Genomic DNA, 16,866 nt, shown 5'->3' with positions numbered 1-16,866 from the left:
AAAAGGCCATTTAGATGGAGAGAACTATGAAAAGAGACACTTTTTTTTCTTATAATAAGGGATGTTAAAAGCTCTTTTTTTGACTTTGAAGTATTTTTTTAAAAGGAAAGTTACTATCACCTATCCTGAAAAAAGAAAGACTCTTCCTTATAGGGCAAGGTGGGTTCATAGACTTCAAAGGTGGGAAAATGGTCTTGAAAGATGTATAGGTTGTATGCTCTGTGCAGGCGCTTGCCCCACAGACGCAATTTATATTGAAGCTGCTGAAAACGATCCAGAAAATCCTGTTTCTCACTCTGAAAGATACGCTAAAGTATACGAGATAGATTATGGAAGGTGTATACTCTGTGGTTTCTGTGTTGAAGCTTGTCCTACTGAGGCTCTTGTTATGGATAAATTTTTTGAACTTGCTGGCTACTCAAGAAGAGAAATAGTTTTAACAAAAGATAGATTACTTGACCCTGCTCAGACTCTCTCAAAACGTGCTTGGCTTTCCTTTGAAAGAAAGGGAGATCCAAAGGGAACACCCGTTGTGTTACCTAAAGAAGAAACCCCCTTTGTATGAAGATCATATTCTTATTGTTACCAATTACAGCTTTCTTTATACTAATTTCAAGAAAGTACACCCATTTACTTTTCTTCTTTTTTCTCAATATTTTCGTCACCTCTCTTTTATACTTTTACTTAAAACTTAACTTTTTTGGACTTTTAGTGCTTTTACTTTATCTTGGTTCGATTCTTGTCATTTTCGTATTTCTTTTACCCCTCTTAAGAATAAAAGAAGAATTTAAAGAGAGTAAGGCAAAGATTGTTCTTTATGTTCTTCTAACCTATCTTTTAGTATTTTTTTCTTTAAGACTTTCCTCACTTTTTGGAAAGAGTGAAACTTACTTTGATGATAAAAAGTTTAGTGAAATTATCATAAAAGATTTTATAGGTTTTGAGCTTGTTTCAATTTTGCTTCTCATCGCAATTATTGGTTCTTATATTTTAATTAAAGATGAACATTGAGATTTTCTCAGTAATTCTCACCTTTTTTATTTCTCTACTAATAATTCTACTTAAGAGGAGTTTTGTTTATTTTTTAATTGCTATGGAAATTGCCTTTAATTCTCTTTTAATTTTATTTGCAATGAATATAAAAGAAAAGGGATTTGAATATTCTAATTTTTTCATTTATGTGCTTGCTGTAGTTGCGGCAGAGACAGTCATTGGTCTTTCTATCCTTTTAATATTAACAAAAGAAAGAGAAAGTGACAACTATGATATCTAGTTTAGTGCTTTTAGCTATAATACTTCTTCCCCTCATTGGCTCAGTAATTCAAGCAGTTTTAGGAATAAGGGACTCAAAAAAAGCAGGTCTTTTGGCTACTTTCTTTGTTTTTCTCTCCTTTTTATCTCATTTTTTTCTAACTGATATAGATAAGAAGGAGTTTATATATATTCCCTTCATAATCTTTTCGGATATTGAAGTTTACTTTTCTTTAACTCTTGACAGAATAAGTTTTCTAATGGGACTTATGGTAACTCTTGTCTCATCTATTATTCATCTATACTCTTCTAGTTATATGGAAAAAGATGAATCACCTTACAGGTATTTTGCCTTTTTAAATCTTTTTGTATTTTTCATGTTAGTTATTGTTTATTCAGGAAATTTTCTCTTAATGTTTATAGGTTGGGAGGGTGTTGGTGTCTGTTCTTACCTATTAATTTCCTATGAATCTTGGAGACTTGATGCAGCAAGAGCAGGAACTAAAGCTTTTTTAATTACAAGACTTGCTGATTTTGGCTTTATACTCTTTCTTTTGATTTATTATAAAATTTTTAACACCTTTGATATAGCGCCTTTAGAGGGGGCAACAAGGCATCCCCTCTTACCCTATCTTTTATTTTTCGCGATTATAGCGGCTTGCGGTAAATCGGCTCAGTTTCCCTTTTATATATGGCTACCTGATGCAATGGAAGGTCCTACTCCTGTTTCAGCTTTAATTCATGCAGCTACCATGGTAACAGCCGGTGTATGGCTTTTTATAAGAATATTTCCCTTATTTACTCTTTATCCAGACATTTTGAACATAATAATTTTTATTTCTGTAGTAAGTTTTCTCTTATCTGGACTTATAGCTTGCTTTGAAAGAGATCTTAAAAAAATATTAGCTTACTCTACCATATCACAGATTGGTTATATGTTTTTTGGTATAGGAATAGGTTTTAAATATCTTGCCTTCCTTCATCTTTTAACTCATGCTTTCTTTAAGGCGCTTTTATTTTTATCCTCAGGCAATGTTATGCATCTTATACACAAAAAAATAGATATATATGAAACAAGAGGAATAAGAAAGGTTCATCCTTTTACTTCCTATAGTTTTTTACTAGGGGCATTGGCTTTGATTGGTTTTCCCTTGACTGGTGGTTTTATAAGTAAAGAACTTTTGATAAATGCCTCCTTTAGTAATTTTTATTTATTTTTACTAGCTTGTCTTGGTGCATTTATAACTTCTTTTTATATAATGAGGGGATACGCCCTAACCTTTGAAGGAGAAGAAGAAAAGAAAGAATACGGAAAAATTGATTCACTCATGAACATATCCCTCTTTCTTTTGTCTTTTTTCGTAATTTTGACAGGACTCCCCATATTTGAAAAATTTTATTTTAGCGTTTTAGAAAGTGAAATTCACATTAAAAATCCAATCATCTATCAATTTTTGCCTTTATTTTTATCAGTTTTAGGTGGTTATTTTTCATTTCAGATATATTTAAATAAAATCCAATATAGTCCTGAAAGGTTTAAAAAATTAGCAAGTTTATTAAAATCAGGTTTTTATTATGACTTTTTTGTTTCCAGAGCTCTTTACAATTTTTTTGTTTTAATTTCTAACTACATATCTAAGCTTTTTGATCGTGGTTTTATTGACATCATTTTAGTAGAGGGTTTAGCTAAACTTACCTATTTAAAAGGAAAACTTATGTATAAGTTTTTTGTTAGAAAACCCTCTTTTTACATTACTCTTTTAATTCTACTTTTTTTCCTCGTTTTATATTATGCTTTATAGGTTGACTTTTTTTTCTCTAAAATTTAAAATTTAAGTATGAAAGGAGAATTTAGGGAGATTGAAGAACTTTATCAAAAGTGGGAGAGGGAGGGAAAGCAATCTAAGACCTTTGCAAATTTAGCTGATGCCTATAGGAAAAGAAAAATGTACGATGAAGCTCTAAGGGTTCTTGAGGAGGGCTTAAAATTTAATCCTAATTATCCTGTTGCTTACTACATAAGAGCAAAAATCCATCTTGAGAGAAACGAATTAGAGTTGGCAAGAGAAAGCTTAAAAAAGCTTGTTGAATTGGATGAAAACCACATAGTTGGATTAAGGCTTTTAGCTGAAACCTGTGAAAAATTAGGTAAGGAAGAAGAAGCTCTCTGGGCTTATAAAAGGCTTTATGATCTTGATCCACTAACTTCAGAAGTTGAAGATAAAATAAGAGAATTGGAAGAGAAGATAAGTAAGTTAAAGTTAGAAGAGGAAAAGTTAATTGAAATAGAACAAAAAACTCCTGAATTTCTTTCGTCTTTTGATGAGCCACTTTTAGATTTGCTTGAAGATAAAGAGTTAGCTTCAATTCAAGTTGAATCGTCTGAGATCTTGGAAGAGGCAAAAGAAATTTTGAGAGAAATAGAGGGTGAAAAGGAAGAAGAAATAAAGTTTGAAAAGTTTAAGTTTGTAGAGAGCGAGCTCAATAAAGAAAGCGAAGAGAGATATGTAAGTCTTACTGATTTAAAGAAAGAGGAACCTGAAATAAAGATTGAAGAAGAAAGCTTAATTGATAGTGATATTTCCTATGAAAATGAGTTTTTAGGAGAGTTTGAAGAGAAAAAAACTGAAAGTACTTTACTAGAAGAAGGTTTGTTTGGTGAAATAGAGGATAAGATATTTTCAGAAAGCGCTTTTAGTGAAGATAGGATTGCAGGAGAAGAAGTTACTTCTTTAAAGGAGGATTTTGAAGATATAGTAAAGTCTGATGAAGTTAGGGATATAAAAGAGATTCTTGAAGAGAAAGAGGTTAAACTGAGTGGCCATCCTTCACAGTTTATGGAGGACATAAAAATTGAAGAGGACATAAAAATTGAGGAAGAAAAAAAGGAAGAAGAGTTAATCATAGAAGAAAGAGAGCCCCTATCTTTAGGCGAAATTTTAAAGGAACCTGAGAGACCCTCTGAAAGTATAGAGGAGATTTTTATTGAGAAGTCTACTGAAAAAATTGATTTTGCTGAACTAACTGAGAGAGAGGAAAAAGTTGATATCAAAATAGAAGAAATTGAGAAAAAAGAAGAAATTGAAGAGATGGAGAAAAAAAGGGAAGCTATAGAGATTCCGGAGGAGATTAAGAGGCTCTTTGAAGATTTTGAAGAAGCAAAAGTGGAAGAAACTGTTAAAGAGCAAACAACAAAGGAGACTGTTGAGGATGAAAAAGTTGAAGAAAAAAACTTTAGAAGTTTTATCGAGTGGATTAATTTTCTCAAAAGATCGAGTTAAATATCTAAAGAGAGTAATAGAATTAAATGAGGCAGATGCTCTTTTTATTAACAGTTTGCCAAATGTCTTTTATTTAACTGGTTTTACAGGTTCATCAGGTTATGTTCTTTTGACAGAAAGAAAAAATTATTTCATAACTGATTTTCGCTACAAATTACAGTCTAAAAAGGAAGTAAGTAAGGATTTTGAAATTGTTATTATAAAAAAATTTGATGAAATATATGAGCTTTTAGATGAGAGAAAAAAAAGTGTGCTCTGTGAGAGGGAATCATTTACTTTTGATCTATATAACAGTTTCAAAAAGAAAAAAATTAAGGTTAAGGTAATTGAATCACCAGTTTTAAATTTGAGGTTATATAAAACTGAGGATGAGGTGAAAAAAATTATAAAGGCTCAAAGGTTTTGTGAAAAAGTTTTAAGGAGGGCTCTTGATATTTTAAGACCTGGCAAAACAAAAGAGAAAGATTTAGCAATTGAAATTGAATATATGATAAAAAAGAAGGGACTGGGACTTGCCTTTCCTCCAATTGTAGCATCTGGTTCAAACTCGGCTTTACCTCACGCAAAACCTAGAAACGTGGTAATAAAAAAGGGAGTCCCCCTTCTTATAGATATAGGAAGTATTTATAAAGGCTACTGTTCAGATATGACAAGAACCTTTTGGGTTGGTGAAAATCCACCTGACTGGTTTAAAGAAATTTATAAAGTTGTATTAGATTCAGTTTTGATGGTTGAAGATAAAATAAAAATAGGTATGAAAGCTAAAGATGTGGATAGCTTAGCAAGGGATTATATTACAAGGAAAGGGTTCGGAGAAAAGTTTGGCCATGGACTCGGTCATGGTGTCGGTATTGAAATTCATGAGAAGCCCTCTGTATCTCAGAGAGGAAATGAGGTTATCGAAAGGGGATTTGTGTTCACAATAGAACCTGGGATCTATTTAGAAAAAAAGGGTGGAGTTAGAATTGAGGATTTAGTCTACATAGATAAAATGGGAAAAGTAAACGTCTTAACAAAGTTTACAAAGAAGCTATTAAAAATTTAAAATATTAAAATCTTAAAAGGTTCAAACCCTAAAATAATATTTTAAGAAGTGATTAAAAATGCCAGATTTAAGGCGTGGAATGGTGATAAAGTTAGAAGGAAAATTTTATGAAGTGATAGATTTTCAGCATGTAATGCTTGGTAGAGGTCATGCTTACATAAAGACTAAGCTAAAGAATATAGAAACTGGTCAAGTTCTCGAGAAAACATTAAGAGAATCTGATCACTTTGAAGAAGTAGAATTAAGAGAAAGAGAGGCAACTTTCTCCTATACAGACGGGGAAAATTATATTTTTTATGATTCTGAGAAATGTGAAGAAATAATTTTATCTAAAGAGAAAATAAAGGATTATCTTTTATATTTAAAGGAGGGACAGGATGTTAAGGTGCAGTTTATAGATGAAAAGGCTGTTGGAATAGTTTTGCCAACAGCTGTTGTTTTAGAGGTTGTTGAGACTGATCCTGGAGTAAGGGGTGACACTGCTTCTGGTGGTTCAAAACCTGCAAAGTTAGAAACAGGTCTTGTTGTTAAGGTTCCGCTTTATATAAAAGAGGGAGAAAAAATTAAAGTAGATACAAGAACTGGAGAATATATCGAAAGAGCATGAAAGATAAGGATATAAAAAAAATTGAAAGATTGATTGAATTGATGGAAAAAAGCGGTTTAACAGAAATAGAGATAAAAAAACCCTTTTTTAAGATTCATTTGATAAAAAAAGAAAGGGAGGCACCTAGTAAACACAGGATAGAAAGGTTACAAGAGGAGGGTGTGACTATTGAAAGAGAAGTCAGAAAAATAGAGGAAATAAAGAAAGTAGAGGAAGTAAAAAAAGAACCGGAGGAGAAAGAAGATAAGTTTTATTATGTAGTTGCACCTCTTGTTGGTACATTTTATAGGGCACCTGCTCCTGACGCTGAACCCTATGTTGAGGTGGGATCAAAAGTAAGACCAGGTCAAGTTTTATGTATTATTGAGGCTATGAAAATAATGAACGAAATAGAATCAGACGTTGAAGGAATTGTGAGAGAAATATTAGTGAAAAACGGTGAACCAGTTGAATATGGTCAAAAGTTATTTAAGATAGAATTAGTTTAAAATGGCTGTAGATTTAAAATTTTTATTGAAAAAAATGATTGAGGAGGAGGCATCTGACTTACATTTAAAGGCAGGTTTGCCCCCAATTTACAGGATACATGGAAAGCTTGTCAGGTTAAACACAGAACCTCTAACTCCTAAGGATTTGACCGAAATAGCAAAGGTATTAATGACTGAGGAACAACAAAAAAGATTTATTTCAAGAAAGGAAATTGATTTTGCCATAGGTGTACCAGGTTTAGGTAGGTTTAGAGTTAACTGTTTCATTCAAAGAGGAAGTATTTCGATCGTAATGAGGGCAATACCAACTAACATAAAAACTTTTGAGGAGCTTAATTTGCCTCCAGTTTTAAAGGAAATATGTATGAGTCCCAGAGGCCTAATACTTGTCACAGGAACAACAGGTAGTGGTAAGTCTACTACTCTTGCGGCTATGGTAAATTATATAAATTTAAATAGATCAAGGCATATAATAACAATAGAGGATCCGATTGAATTTTTATTTAAGGATGAAAAATCAATTATTTCGCAAAGGGAGGTAGGTAGTGATACTTTTTCTTTTGCTTCTGCACTTAAGTATGTATTAAGGCAAGATCCTGATGTTATTCTCATTGGGGAGATAAGAGATAAAGCTACTATGGATACTGCAATAAAGGCTGCAGATACAGGTCATCTTGTAATGTCTACACTTCATACTTTGAATGCAACCGAAACTATAAATAGGATTATATCTTTTTATCCTCCTCATCAACATCAACATATAAGGATAATGCTTGCTTCAACCCTTGTTGCTGTGATTTCTCAAAGATTAATACCAAGAGCAGATGGTAAAGGAAGGGTTCCAGCTGTTGAAATCCTCATAAATACTCCGAGAATTAAAGAACTTATAATAGATGAAACTAGAACTTTAGAAATACCTCAAGCAATTGAAGAAGGATACTACGAGTATAAGATGCAAACCTTTGATCAATCTATCCTAAAACTTTATAAAGAAAAACTTATTACTTTTGAAGATGCCCTTGAAAATGTCACAAATCCTGAGGAATTTAAATTAAAGCTAAAAGGTATAAAAACAACTGCAGAAGTTTGGGATGAAGAGTTTAAGCTCGAGTGATAATATAAGATCAAAGATCTTAGAAATTATCGAGTATTACAATGGTAATACAGCACTTTCTCTCATCCCTGTTTTGAATATGATTCAAGATACAGAGGGTTATATAAAAAAAGAGAGGATAAAAGAGATTGCAGAAATATTAAAAATAAATGAAAACCGAATCTATGAAACTCTCACTTTTTATCATTTTCTAACATTAGATAAAAGTGAAAAAAGGATACTTTACGTATGTAGAGGCATTTCCTGTTTACTTGAGGGAGCAGATGAAATAATTGAGTATTTGAAAGATAACAGAGACAGATTAAATTTTGATTTTAGGGAGTGCGAATGTATCGGACTTTGTGATTTTGCACCCGCCGGTCTTTTTGATTTTAATCCTGTAAAAAATTTAGATGTTAAAAAGATAAAGGAACTTAATGAAAAAGTCTGAATTTCTTCTTATTAAAAAAAAATATTCAGATAATATTGATGATTACATTGAAAAGGGAGGGTTTTCATCATTAAGGAAAATTCTTTCAGACCATATCTCACCGGAGGAGATTATAGAGGAGGTTAAAAAAAGTGGGCTGAGAGGTAGAGGAGGAGCTGGATTTTATACAGGACTAAAGTGGTCATTTGTTCCACGGGATAGATCAATAAAAAAATTTTTAATTTGCAACGCAGATGAAGGTGAACCTGGCACTTTCAAAGATAGGGACATTCTTCTTTACGCACCTTATCTTCTAATTGAGGGCATGATAATTGCCTCTTATGCTATTGGAGCTGAAGTCTCCTACATATACTTAAGAAAAGAATATAAGTGGCTACTTAATAGATTAGAAAAAGCAATAGGTGAGGTTCAAGAAAAGGGTTTTTTAGGAGAGAAGATACTAAAAAGTGATTTTTCCCATAGAATAAAGATTTTTATGGGGGCAGGCGCTTACATATGTGGTGAAGAGACTGCTCTTTTAGAATCTATGGAGGGTAAAAAGGGTTTTCCAAGACTTAAGCCGCCCTATCCTGCAACTTTTGGTCTTTTTGGCTATCCGACAGTAGTAAATAATGTAGAGACTCTTGCAAATATACCAATAATAGTTGAGATGGGTGGAGAAAATTACGCAAAAATAGGGATACCAAAGAGCACAGGTACAAGGTTAATAGCCTTAAGTGGAATTGTTAAGAAAAAAGGGGTTTATGAAGTTGAACATGGAAAAGTAACATTAAAGGAAATTATTAACGATTTTGGCAATGGAGTAAAGGAGGGGTATCACTTATTAGGAGTTATTCCTGGTGGTGTATCTGCTCCTCCTCTTACTTATGATGAGCTTGATATATCTTATGACTTTGAGTCTTTAGCTGAAAAAGGTACAATGACAGGTTCAGGTGCAGTGATTGTGTTTGGTTATAAAGAGGATAAAAAGGGTGAACTTTTAAAAATTTTGGAGAGTATAGTGCATTTTTTTAAAGATGAGTCTTGTGGAAAGTGTACCCCCTGTAGAGAGGGTACTTGGGCTATATATGGGATTCTGGAGAAAATAAAAAATAAGGAGATTTTGGTAAGAGATGGAGTCGAAATGATAAGTTCATTAAATAGTAAAATTAAGGGACTTTGTGCATGTCCCCTTGGAGAATCTTGTGCTTTAGTCTCTGAGGCGTTTCTCAAAAAATTTGAAGATATATTAAAATAAAAGTATGAAAGTCTTAATATTAATTATTTCGTTTTTAAGTATCCATGAGTATGAATATTACAAAAATCTAAAACAGGCAGATTTTAATGAAATTTTAGTGAATGCTAAGTTTTCTCCAATTGAGGAAAGATTGAGCGGGATTACGCATACTTTTTACGGGTATCTTCCCTATTGGGTCGATACTTTACTTTATCAGTACTTTCAGATGGAGCTTATTACTCATATTTCCTATTTTGCTACAAGTATTGATCCTGCAACCGGAGATTTGGGGTCAGTTCCTAATCTTTCTCGCTTTAGCAAAATAATAAATTACGCCCACTCAAGAGGCGTTAGGGTTCATATGACCTTTGTTATTTTTGGATCATCAAATGTATCTCAATTTTTAAATAATAAAAACGCAAGAAACAATGCCATAAATAAAATCAGAGATTTTGTTACAAATTATAGTATAGACGGAGTAAATATTGATTTTGAATTTGTGACTTCCAGTGTAAGAGATAGTTTTTCAAAATTTATTAGAAGTCTTTACTATACTTTAGTCAATCATCCACAGGGAAGGAAAGAACTTTTTATAGCTACTCCTGCTGTTCCGGAGTGGTATCCTGGATACGATTTATCTTATCTTTCCAATTATTCAGATGGTCTTTTTGTAATGGCCTATGATTTTCATTACAGCGGCTCAAATGTGGCAGGACCTGTTTCACCGCTTGTTCCCTCTCAACAGTGGGGACCTTACTGTGTTTCTAAATCTATAAAAAGTTATAAACAGTATGGAGCTAATCCAGATAAGATTATACTTGGGATGCCCTACTATGGTTACAGGTGGCCAACTCAATCTGGCGAGATTGGTTCACCCACAAGGGGAAACGGTGATGCAATCATCTTTTACTATGCTAAACAGAACGCTTCAACTTATGGAAGATTATGGGATATAAATTCTTTAACACCATGGTATAAATACTACCTTTCTGGTGATGGTTGGTATCAGACTTGGTATGATGATTCTGTTTCTATTGATCTAAAAATTAAGACTGCTATTGATTCTGGTATTTCTGGGTTAGGGTGTTGGGCCTTGGGGTATGATAGAGAGGAAGATGATTTATGGAATGTTATAAGAAGTAATCTTTGGTTCGAAACTCCTAAGAGGCATTTTGTAGTAAAAGTTTATGAGCCTGGGGCACTTAACATTTACGCAAATCCTGATTTTAGTTCAAAAGTAATTTCTATTGCAACTTATAACACTAAATTTGTTTCCTTTTTGTACAAAGATGGTTTCTATAAAATTTATTTTCCTGCCGCTACAGGAAATTATTATGGTTATATTTTTGGGGGTGATGGTATTAATCTAAAGTGCCTTTGTGGATCAACTGGTGAGAAAGTAGTAAGAGTGAATGCTTCTCTTTTGAATGTTAGGACTGGTCCCTCTACTTCACATACTATAATAACTCAGATTGCAAGGGGACAAAATTTTGTAACTGATTCTTCTTCTGGAAATTGGTTAAGAATTTTTATAGGTGAAGTTGGAGGATATCAAAAAGGTTGGATTCACTCAAATTATGTTAGAATAATTCAAAGTCCCGAAGATTCAAATGAGCCTTTTATAAGGGTGCTAGGTTTAAGTTACCCTCCTGTTGTTCTTGCTCAAGATACTTTTACTCTTAGAATAATTTCTTCAAATAGTGGATATGTTTCCTTTGATAGCTTTTTTGTTTTAAAGTCAGTAAGGGATTCCTCTTATTTTTATAATCCTCAAACATTTATAGACAAAAGGAGAGCAAAACTATTTTCAGATCACAATGCTTTGCCTTTTCAAAACTTTATTTTAAGGGTAAAGCTAAGGGCACCCCAGGTAAGCACTTCTTCGTTTGTAACAGAGAGTTTTTATTTTGAAAGGAAGATTAAAGAGTTTGGAGATACTTTTGTTTTAAATGTTTACGTTGAAGCTCCTGTTTATGTTTCAGATGAAAAAGCAGAGGTTGCTGGAGGTGAATTTAAATTTTCATCTAATATTATTAAAGATTTTAAAGTTACTTTGGGTAAAAGATTTGAAGTTTTTGATGTGACTGGAAGAAGAGTTTTAGATATAAACCGTAATAGGGCTCCTGTTTTAATTATCAGGATGGATAACGGAAAAAGGCTTAAAGTGATAAAATTTTAAATTTTTTAAAATTTTTGAATTAGACTTTTTTTTTAATTTTATAATTTAAAAAAGGAGAGTTAAAATGAGGTGGATTTTTATATTAATTTTTTCATTTATGCCCCTTTTGGGGCAGGTGATTCAGGATACTATTTTTAGGACAAAGTTAAAGGGGGTTAAGGTTCAAGATTTTCTTCCGGCACCTTTGTTGAGGATAGATTCGTTTAAGACTTTGAGGCTTGGAGAGTGGTTGACTTTAAGGTGTTATGCAACTCTTTTAGACTTGACGCAAACATCTGGTGATATTTTAAGTTTTAAAATTCGTGGTATTGGTTCATCCAATGCAAGGAGTACATCTGGAACTATGTTTACCGGTTTTCTTGTGTCTGGACCTAATCCTCAGGGTTATTATACTTCGAAAATTGTTTTGAGGGATAGACTCGGTAATTTTGCGGATACTATACCTTTAATTAGGTCAAGGTTAGTTGGTGCAGGTTTTAAAAGTTTTGATAATACACATAAGGCTTTATCGGGTTTTATAACTTCAGGTCCTGATGCAAATGGCTATGTTTACTTGATAGCTGTTTGTGATGTAGCTTTAAGTTCTCATGAATCAAAACCTCCTTCTGATAAGTTTAAGGGAGAGGTAAGGCCAAGTGGAAGATTTTTCTTTTACGGTGTTTATCCAAATCCAGTTAAGGGTTTTGCAAGGATTAAATTTGGGGTTGGCAAAGAGACAAATGTTGAAATTGAGGTTCTCGATGTGAATGGTAGGGTTATAAAAAGGTTATTGAACAAGGTTTTAAAGCCTGGTGTTTATAGTGTTGGGTGGAATCTTTTGGATGAAAAGGGTACTAAAGTAGGTTCAGGTGTTTATTTTGTAAGGTACAGGGCAGGGGAAAGAATTTTTGTGAGGAAGTTTTCTATTATGGATTAGAAAACAAAAGGAGGTTAAGTTATGGTGTTAAATTTAATGAGGATGTGTGTTTTTGTTTTGGTTGGGCTTTTATTTCAAGCCCAAGTGAGTGTATCAGGTCCTGGAGGTGTTGATGAAAGGGAGGGTTTGCAGAAGGTGTTTGCAGAAGGTGAAAGAGGATGGGATGAAGACGGGGTTAATTTATGGACAGCGGTTTCACCTTTGCCTCTTTATAATGTGGGTATTGGTACAAGTACACCTACTCATAAGCTTGATATAGTTGGGAATACAAGGGTGCAGGGTCTTTTGTATATAAACAGTTGGCCCATACAGGTTAATGCTGAGCCTTCGGTGGGACAGGTTTTGAAGTGGACAGGTTCTGCCTTTGTTCCGCAGGATGATGCAGGAGTAGGAGATTGTGAGTGGCTTGATGCAGGTTCTTATTTATATCCTCGAGATCAGAGTGCTGGTGAGGTGAGGATTTATGAAGATGCAACAAGTGCAAAGATATCTGCTTTACAGACAAGTGCTATTTATGCAGCTATAAGAGGTTCTCACAGCTTGGGTCCTTTTGGTGAATTGGGTTTATCCTCCTATGGTGTCTATGGGCAATATAATGCTTCAATATATGGTTATTTAGGTGCTCCAAATAGTGGAGTTAGGGGTATTTCAAATGATGTTACCGGTGCAGGAGTTTTTGGAGATGGTGGTACTGTTACGTCAGGAGTATATGGACAGACTAACACTTCAGCTGATTATGGAGTTTTTGGAGTTAATCTCCATGCTTCAGGTACAGGAGTTGTTGGGTTAGGTAGTAATGTTAATTTAGTTGTCGGATCAGGTCAAGGTGATGGTGTGATAGGTGTTTCTGATGCCTATGGTGTTGTTGGTAGCAACTACAATGGAGTTAATACAAATAGATGGGGTATACTTGGTTCATCTTATTATGGAGCCTACGGTGAGAGTGACAATTTAAGCGGTGCAGGAGTTGGTGGTTTTTATACTGGAACAGGTGACGGGGTAGGCGTTTATGGTCGCTCTGTTCCAGCAGATTATAATGGATTTGGAGGTTATTTTGTAGGAGGTTTTGTAGGAGTGAGAGGGATTGTTAATCCAACTGGTAATCAAACTTATTACGGTGTTTATGGTTCAGCAACAGGTGGATCAGGAACTAACTATGGTGTTTATGGATATGTTTCAAGTTCAACCTCCTATGGTGCAGGAGCTTTAGGTCAACACGCTCATTCTTCTGGAACAGGTGTTATAGGGCTTGGTAATGCTCTTACTACCTTCTGGACTTTGACAGTAGGTTCAGGTGGTGCCTTCACAGGTTCGCAGTTTGGAGTTTATGGACGATCAACTACTACATCCGCAGTGGCTAGAGCTGGTGGATATTTTGAAAACGCTGCCGGTGTGTATGCTTACGTAGCTCATACCACTGCAGGAGGAACTAATTTTAAAATAGTAGGCGCAGGTACAGTTTCTACTATAATGGAGACAAGGAGGGGTAAAAAGACACTTTTTGCTCCTGAGTCCCCAGAGGCTTTTATAATTGATTTTGGGGAGGGTAGACTTGAGAACGGAAGAGCAACCATATACTTAGATCCCCTCTTTCTTGATTGTATTACAGTAGATAAAGATTATGATATAAAGGTTTTTGTTCAACTAAGAGAGGATTGTAACGGTGTTTATGTTAGGACTATGAGAGATAGGTTTGAGGTTATAGAGCTTAATGGTGGAAAGTCTAACGCTTCTTTTTCCTATATGGTTGTTGGAAAGTGGAAGGGTTATGAAAATTTGAGGTTTCCTGATGCGCCAGAGCCTCTTAAAACTATTGAACATGTTGCAACTCCAGATAGAAAGAAATTAGATGAAAAGGCCAAGGAGTTACCTGAATTGAAAGTAGTAGAATTAAAGAGGGAAATTAAAAAGTTAATGACTCAACTTGAGATACTTGAAAGGGAGATAAAAACAAGATAAAGGTTATGTAAGATTATTTCTTCTAAGAGTTAACAAAATCGAGAGTTAGAGAAAGGAGTTTGTGTTTTTTTGTGTGGAGATCAAGAAGGTAAGAGATACTTTTGTTTTAGGTGTTTGTATTGAGATTCCTGTTTATGTTTCAGATGAAAAGGTAGGGGTTGCTGAAGATGTAACTGGAAGAATTACTCCTGTTTTAATTATTAGGACGTATATTGAAATAGACTTTTTTTAATTTTATAATATAATTTAAAAAAGGAGAGTTAAAATGAAGTGGGGTTTTATATTAATCTTTTTGTTTAATTTACTTTTGGGGCAGGTGATACAGGATACTATTTTTAGGGCGAAGTTAAGGGGGATTGAGGTTCAGGATTTTCTTCCGGCATCTTTGTTGAGGATAGATTCTTTTAAGACCTTGCAGATTGGGGAGTGGGTGACTTTGAGGTGTTATGCAACTCTCTCGGATTTAACGCAGACATCTGGTGATATTTTACGTTTTAAGATTCATGGTCTTGCTTCATCCAATGCAAGGAGGACATCTGGAAATACATTTACAGGTTTTCTTGTTTCTGGCCCCAATCCTCAGGGTTATTATACTTCGAAGGTTGTTTTGAGGGATAGATTTGGTAATTTTAAAGATACTATACCCTTAATTAGGTCTAAGTTAAGTGGTATAAGTTTTAAGAATTTTGATAATACACAGAAGGCTCTCTCGGGTTTTATAACTTCAGGTCCTGATGCGAGTGGTTATGTTTATTTGATAGCTGTTTTTAATGCACTTTTAGGTTATTATGAGTCAAAGCCCCCTTCTGATAAGTTTAAGGGAGAGGTAAGGCCAAGTGGAAGATTTTTCTTTTACGGTGTTTATCCAAATCCAGTTAAGGGTTTTGCAAGGATTAAATTTGGGGTTGGCAAAGAGACAAACGTTGAAATTGAGGTTCTCGATGTGAGTGGTAGGGTTATAAAAAGGTTATTGAGCAAAGTTTTAAAGCCTGGTGTTTATAGTATTGAGTGGGATCTTTTGGATGAAAAGGGTACTAAAGTAGGTTCAGGAGTTTATTTTATAAGGTATAGGGCGGGGGAAAAAATTTTTATGAGGAAGTTTTCTGTTGTGGAATAGAAAGCAAAAGGAGGTTAATTTATGGTGTTAAATTTAGTAAGGTTAGGTGTTTTTGTTTTGGTTGGGCTTTTATTTCAGGCCCAACTGAGTGTCTCGGGTCCTGGAGATGCTGGTGAGAGGGAGGGTTTGCAGAAGGTGTTTATAGAGGGTAGAAGGGGATGGGCTGAGGATGGGGTTAATTTATGGACATCAGTTTCGCCTTTACCTTCTTACAATGTGGGTATAGGTACAAGTACGCCTGCTTATAAGCTTGATATAGTGGGTAATACAAGGGTACAGGGTCTTTTGTATATAAACAGTTGGCCCATACAGGTTAATGCTGCACCTTCGGTGGGACAGGTTTTGAAGTGGACAGGTTCTGCCTTTGTTCCGCAGGATGATGCAGGTGTAGGAGATTGTGAGTGGCTTGATGCAGGTTCTTATTTATATCCTCGAGATCAGAGTGCTGGTGAGGTAAGGATTTATGAAGATGCAACAAACGCAAAAATTGTAGCAGTCCAGACAAATGCTGATTATGTTACTATTGGTGCAAGATTTTTAGATGGTTCATTTGGTCAGTTGGGTGCTCAAACTTACGGCGTATTTGGAAGATATGTATCAGGAGGAACAACTACACCAATGTGGGGATATATAGGGACTAGTGCTTGGGGAGTGTATGGTAATTCTGGTAATCCTGCGGGTGGTGGTGTAGGTGGTTTTGGTGGAACAACAACATCAGGAGTATATGGAGAGACAAGTGCCGGAGACGAAGGAGGTGGCTGGTTTGTCAATAGCGGTACACCTACTACATCAACTTCTATTGTAGGTGGTTTTGCTGTCTCCTGGAATGCATCACCTTATTTACCCCCCCTTAATCAAGATGCTGGTTTATCAGGAAATGGTAGATATTTTGGCATGTTTGGAATAGGACAGAACACAGCAGCAGGTGCTCAGGGACGTGGTGTCCTTGGCCTTGGTAATGCCTATACAACTATTCCCAATTGGTGGGGTCAAGGAGTAATGGGTGTTACGAATTTAGCAGGTATTGGTGGCGGCGTTTTAGGATTTGGTGCGGCTACTGATGCTGTTGGTGTTGTAGGGATCGGTAATAATTTCACTACTGCTTATTATGTATCAGGAGCAGGTGTGTGTGGAAGTACAAATAAAGCGGGTACCGCAGGAAGTGCTATAAGTGCAGCAGTCTATGGAGCAGGTGACGCTGGATATTGTTTTGGAGTCTATGGGTATTCTCCCTCTTCTGCAGCTGGAACTGGGTACGGAATC

At 34.8% G+C, this 16,866-nt stretch carries 17 protein-coding genes; all 17 read left to right on the top strand.

Annotated elements, in window-relative coordinates:
- Positions 1 to 61: 61 nt before the first annotated feature.
- Positions 62 to 565 (top strand): NADH-quinone oxidoreductase subunit NuoI, encoded by a 504-nt coding sequence (gene nuoI / locus ABDH49_07515; GenBank protein ID MEN3046807.1) that lies wholly within the window; start codon positions 62 to 64, stop codon positions 563 to 565.
- Complete coding sequence (locus ABDH49_07510) at positions 562 to 1,011, top strand: NADH-quinone oxidoreductase subunit J (protein MEN3046806.1); 450 nt, start codon at positions 562 to 564, stop codon at positions 1,009 to 1,011. Before nuoI ends, ABDH49_07510 begins: the two co-directional genes overlap by 4 nt.
- A complete protein-coding gene (locus tag ABDH49_07505; GenBank protein ID MEN3046805.1) occupies positions 1,001 to 1,273 on the top strand; it encodes an NADH-quinone oxidoreductase subunit K in 273 nt (90 codons plus the stop codon). Before ABDH49_07510 ends, ABDH49_07505 begins: the two co-directional genes overlap by 11 nt.
- On the top strand, positions 1,263 to 3,053 hold the full coding sequence (locus tag ABDH49_07500) for an NADH-quinone oxidoreductase subunit L (GenBank protein MEN3046804.1): 1,791 nt from the start codon (positions 1,263 to 1,265) through the stop codon (positions 3,051 to 3,053). The genes ABDH49_07505 and ABDH49_07500 overlap by 11 nt, the downstream gene beginning before the upstream one ends.
- A gap of 36 nt (positions 3,054 to 3,089) precedes the next feature.
- Positions 3,090 to 4,532 (top strand): tetratricopeptide repeat protein, encoded by a 1,443-nt coding sequence (locus tag ABDH49_07495; GenBank protein ID MEN3046803.1) that lies wholly within the window; start codon positions 3,090 to 3,092, stop codon positions 4,530 to 4,532.
- Positions 4,471 to 5,577 (top strand): aminopeptidase P family protein, encoded by a 1,107-nt coding sequence (locus ABDH49_07490; protein ID MEN3046802.1) that lies wholly within the window; start codon positions 4,471 to 4,473, stop codon positions 5,575 to 5,577. Before ABDH49_07495 ends, ABDH49_07490 begins: the two co-directional genes overlap by 62 nt.
- 58 nt (positions 5,578 to 5,635) lie before the next feature.
- Positions 5,636 to 6,184, top strand: a complete 549-nt coding sequence (gene efp / locus ABDH49_07485; protein MEN3046801.1) for an elongation factor P — start codon at positions 5,636 to 5,638, stop codon at positions 6,182 to 6,184.
- The gene (gene accB / locus ABDH49_07480) at positions 6,181 to 6,672 is read left to right on the top strand and encodes an acetyl-CoA carboxylase biotin carboxyl carrier protein (protein MEN3046800.1); all 492 of its coding nucleotides are present in this window, start codon (positions 6,181 to 6,183) and stop codon (positions 6,670 to 6,672) included. The genes efp and accB overlap by 4 nt, the downstream gene beginning before the upstream one ends.
- Position 6,673: 1 nt before the next feature.
- Positions 6,674 to 7,786 carry a PilT/PilU family type 4a pilus ATPase gene (locus ABDH49_07475; protein MEN3046799.1) on the top strand — a complete coding sequence of 371 codons (1,113 nt, stop codon included), beginning with the start codon at positions 6,674 to 6,676 and terminating at the stop codon, positions 7,784 to 7,786.
- Positions 7,764 to 8,216 (top strand): NAD(P)H-dependent oxidoreductase subunit E, encoded by a 453-nt coding sequence (locus tag ABDH49_07470; GenBank protein ID MEN3046798.1) that lies wholly within the window; start codon positions 7,764 to 7,766, stop codon positions 8,214 to 8,216. The genes ABDH49_07475 and ABDH49_07470 overlap by 23 nt, the downstream gene beginning before the upstream one ends.
- Positions 8,203 to 9,453 carry an NADH-quinone oxidoreductase subunit NuoF gene (gene nuoF, locus ABDH49_07465; GenBank protein ID MEN3046797.1) on the top strand — a complete coding sequence of 417 codons (1,251 nt, stop codon included), beginning with the start codon at positions 8,203 to 8,205 and terminating at the stop codon, positions 9,451 to 9,453. Before ABDH49_07470 ends, nuoF begins: the two co-directional genes overlap by 14 nt.
- Before the next feature lie 4 nt (positions 9,454 to 9,457).
- Positions 9,458 to 11,611 (top strand): glycosyl hydrolase family 18 protein, encoded by a 2,154-nt coding sequence (locus ABDH49_07460; protein MEN3046796.1) that lies wholly within the window; start codon positions 9,458 to 9,460, stop codon positions 11,609 to 11,611.
- Between the two features lie 64 nt (positions 11,612 to 11,675).
- Positions 11,676 to 12,527, top strand: coding sequence for a T9SS type A sorting domain-containing protein (locus ABDH49_07455; GenBank protein ID MEN3046795.1), 852 nt, complete (start codon positions 11,676 to 11,678; stop codon positions 12,525 to 12,527).
- A gap of 21 nt (positions 12,528 to 12,548) precedes the next feature.
- Complete coding sequence (locus tag ABDH49_07450; GenBank protein ID MEN3046794.1) at positions 12,549 to 14,486, top strand: hypothetical protein; 1,938 nt, start codon at positions 12,549 to 12,551, stop codon at positions 14,484 to 14,486.
- A 73-nt stretch (positions 14,487 to 14,559) separates the two neighbouring features.
- Positions 14,560 to 14,718 carry a hypothetical protein gene (locus tag ABDH49_07445; protein ID MEN3046793.1) on the top strand — a complete coding sequence of 53 codons (159 nt, stop codon included), beginning with the start codon at positions 14,560 to 14,562 and terminating at the stop codon, positions 14,716 to 14,718.
- Between the two features lie 33 nt (positions 14,719 to 14,751).
- The gene (locus ABDH49_07440) at positions 14,752 to 15,603 is read left to right on the top strand and encodes a T9SS type A sorting domain-containing protein (protein ID MEN3046792.1); all 852 of its coding nucleotides are present in this window, start codon (positions 14,752 to 14,754) and stop codon (positions 15,601 to 15,603) included.
- 21 nt (positions 15,604 to 15,624) lie between these two features.
- Positions 15,625 to 16,866, top strand: a 1,242-nt coding sequence (locus tag ABDH49_07435) for a hypothetical protein (GenBank protein MEN3046791.1), incomplete at its 3' end; no start/stop codon positions are given.

The sequence above is a fragment of the Candidatus Hydrothermales bacterium genome, assembly GCA_039630235.1.
GTDB lineage: Bacteria > Hydrothermota > Hydrothermia > Hydrothermales > JAJRUZ01 > JBCNVI01.
The sequence above is the reverse complement of the archived record's forward strand: the minus strand, read 5'-3'. Positions and strand labels throughout refer to the sequence as shown.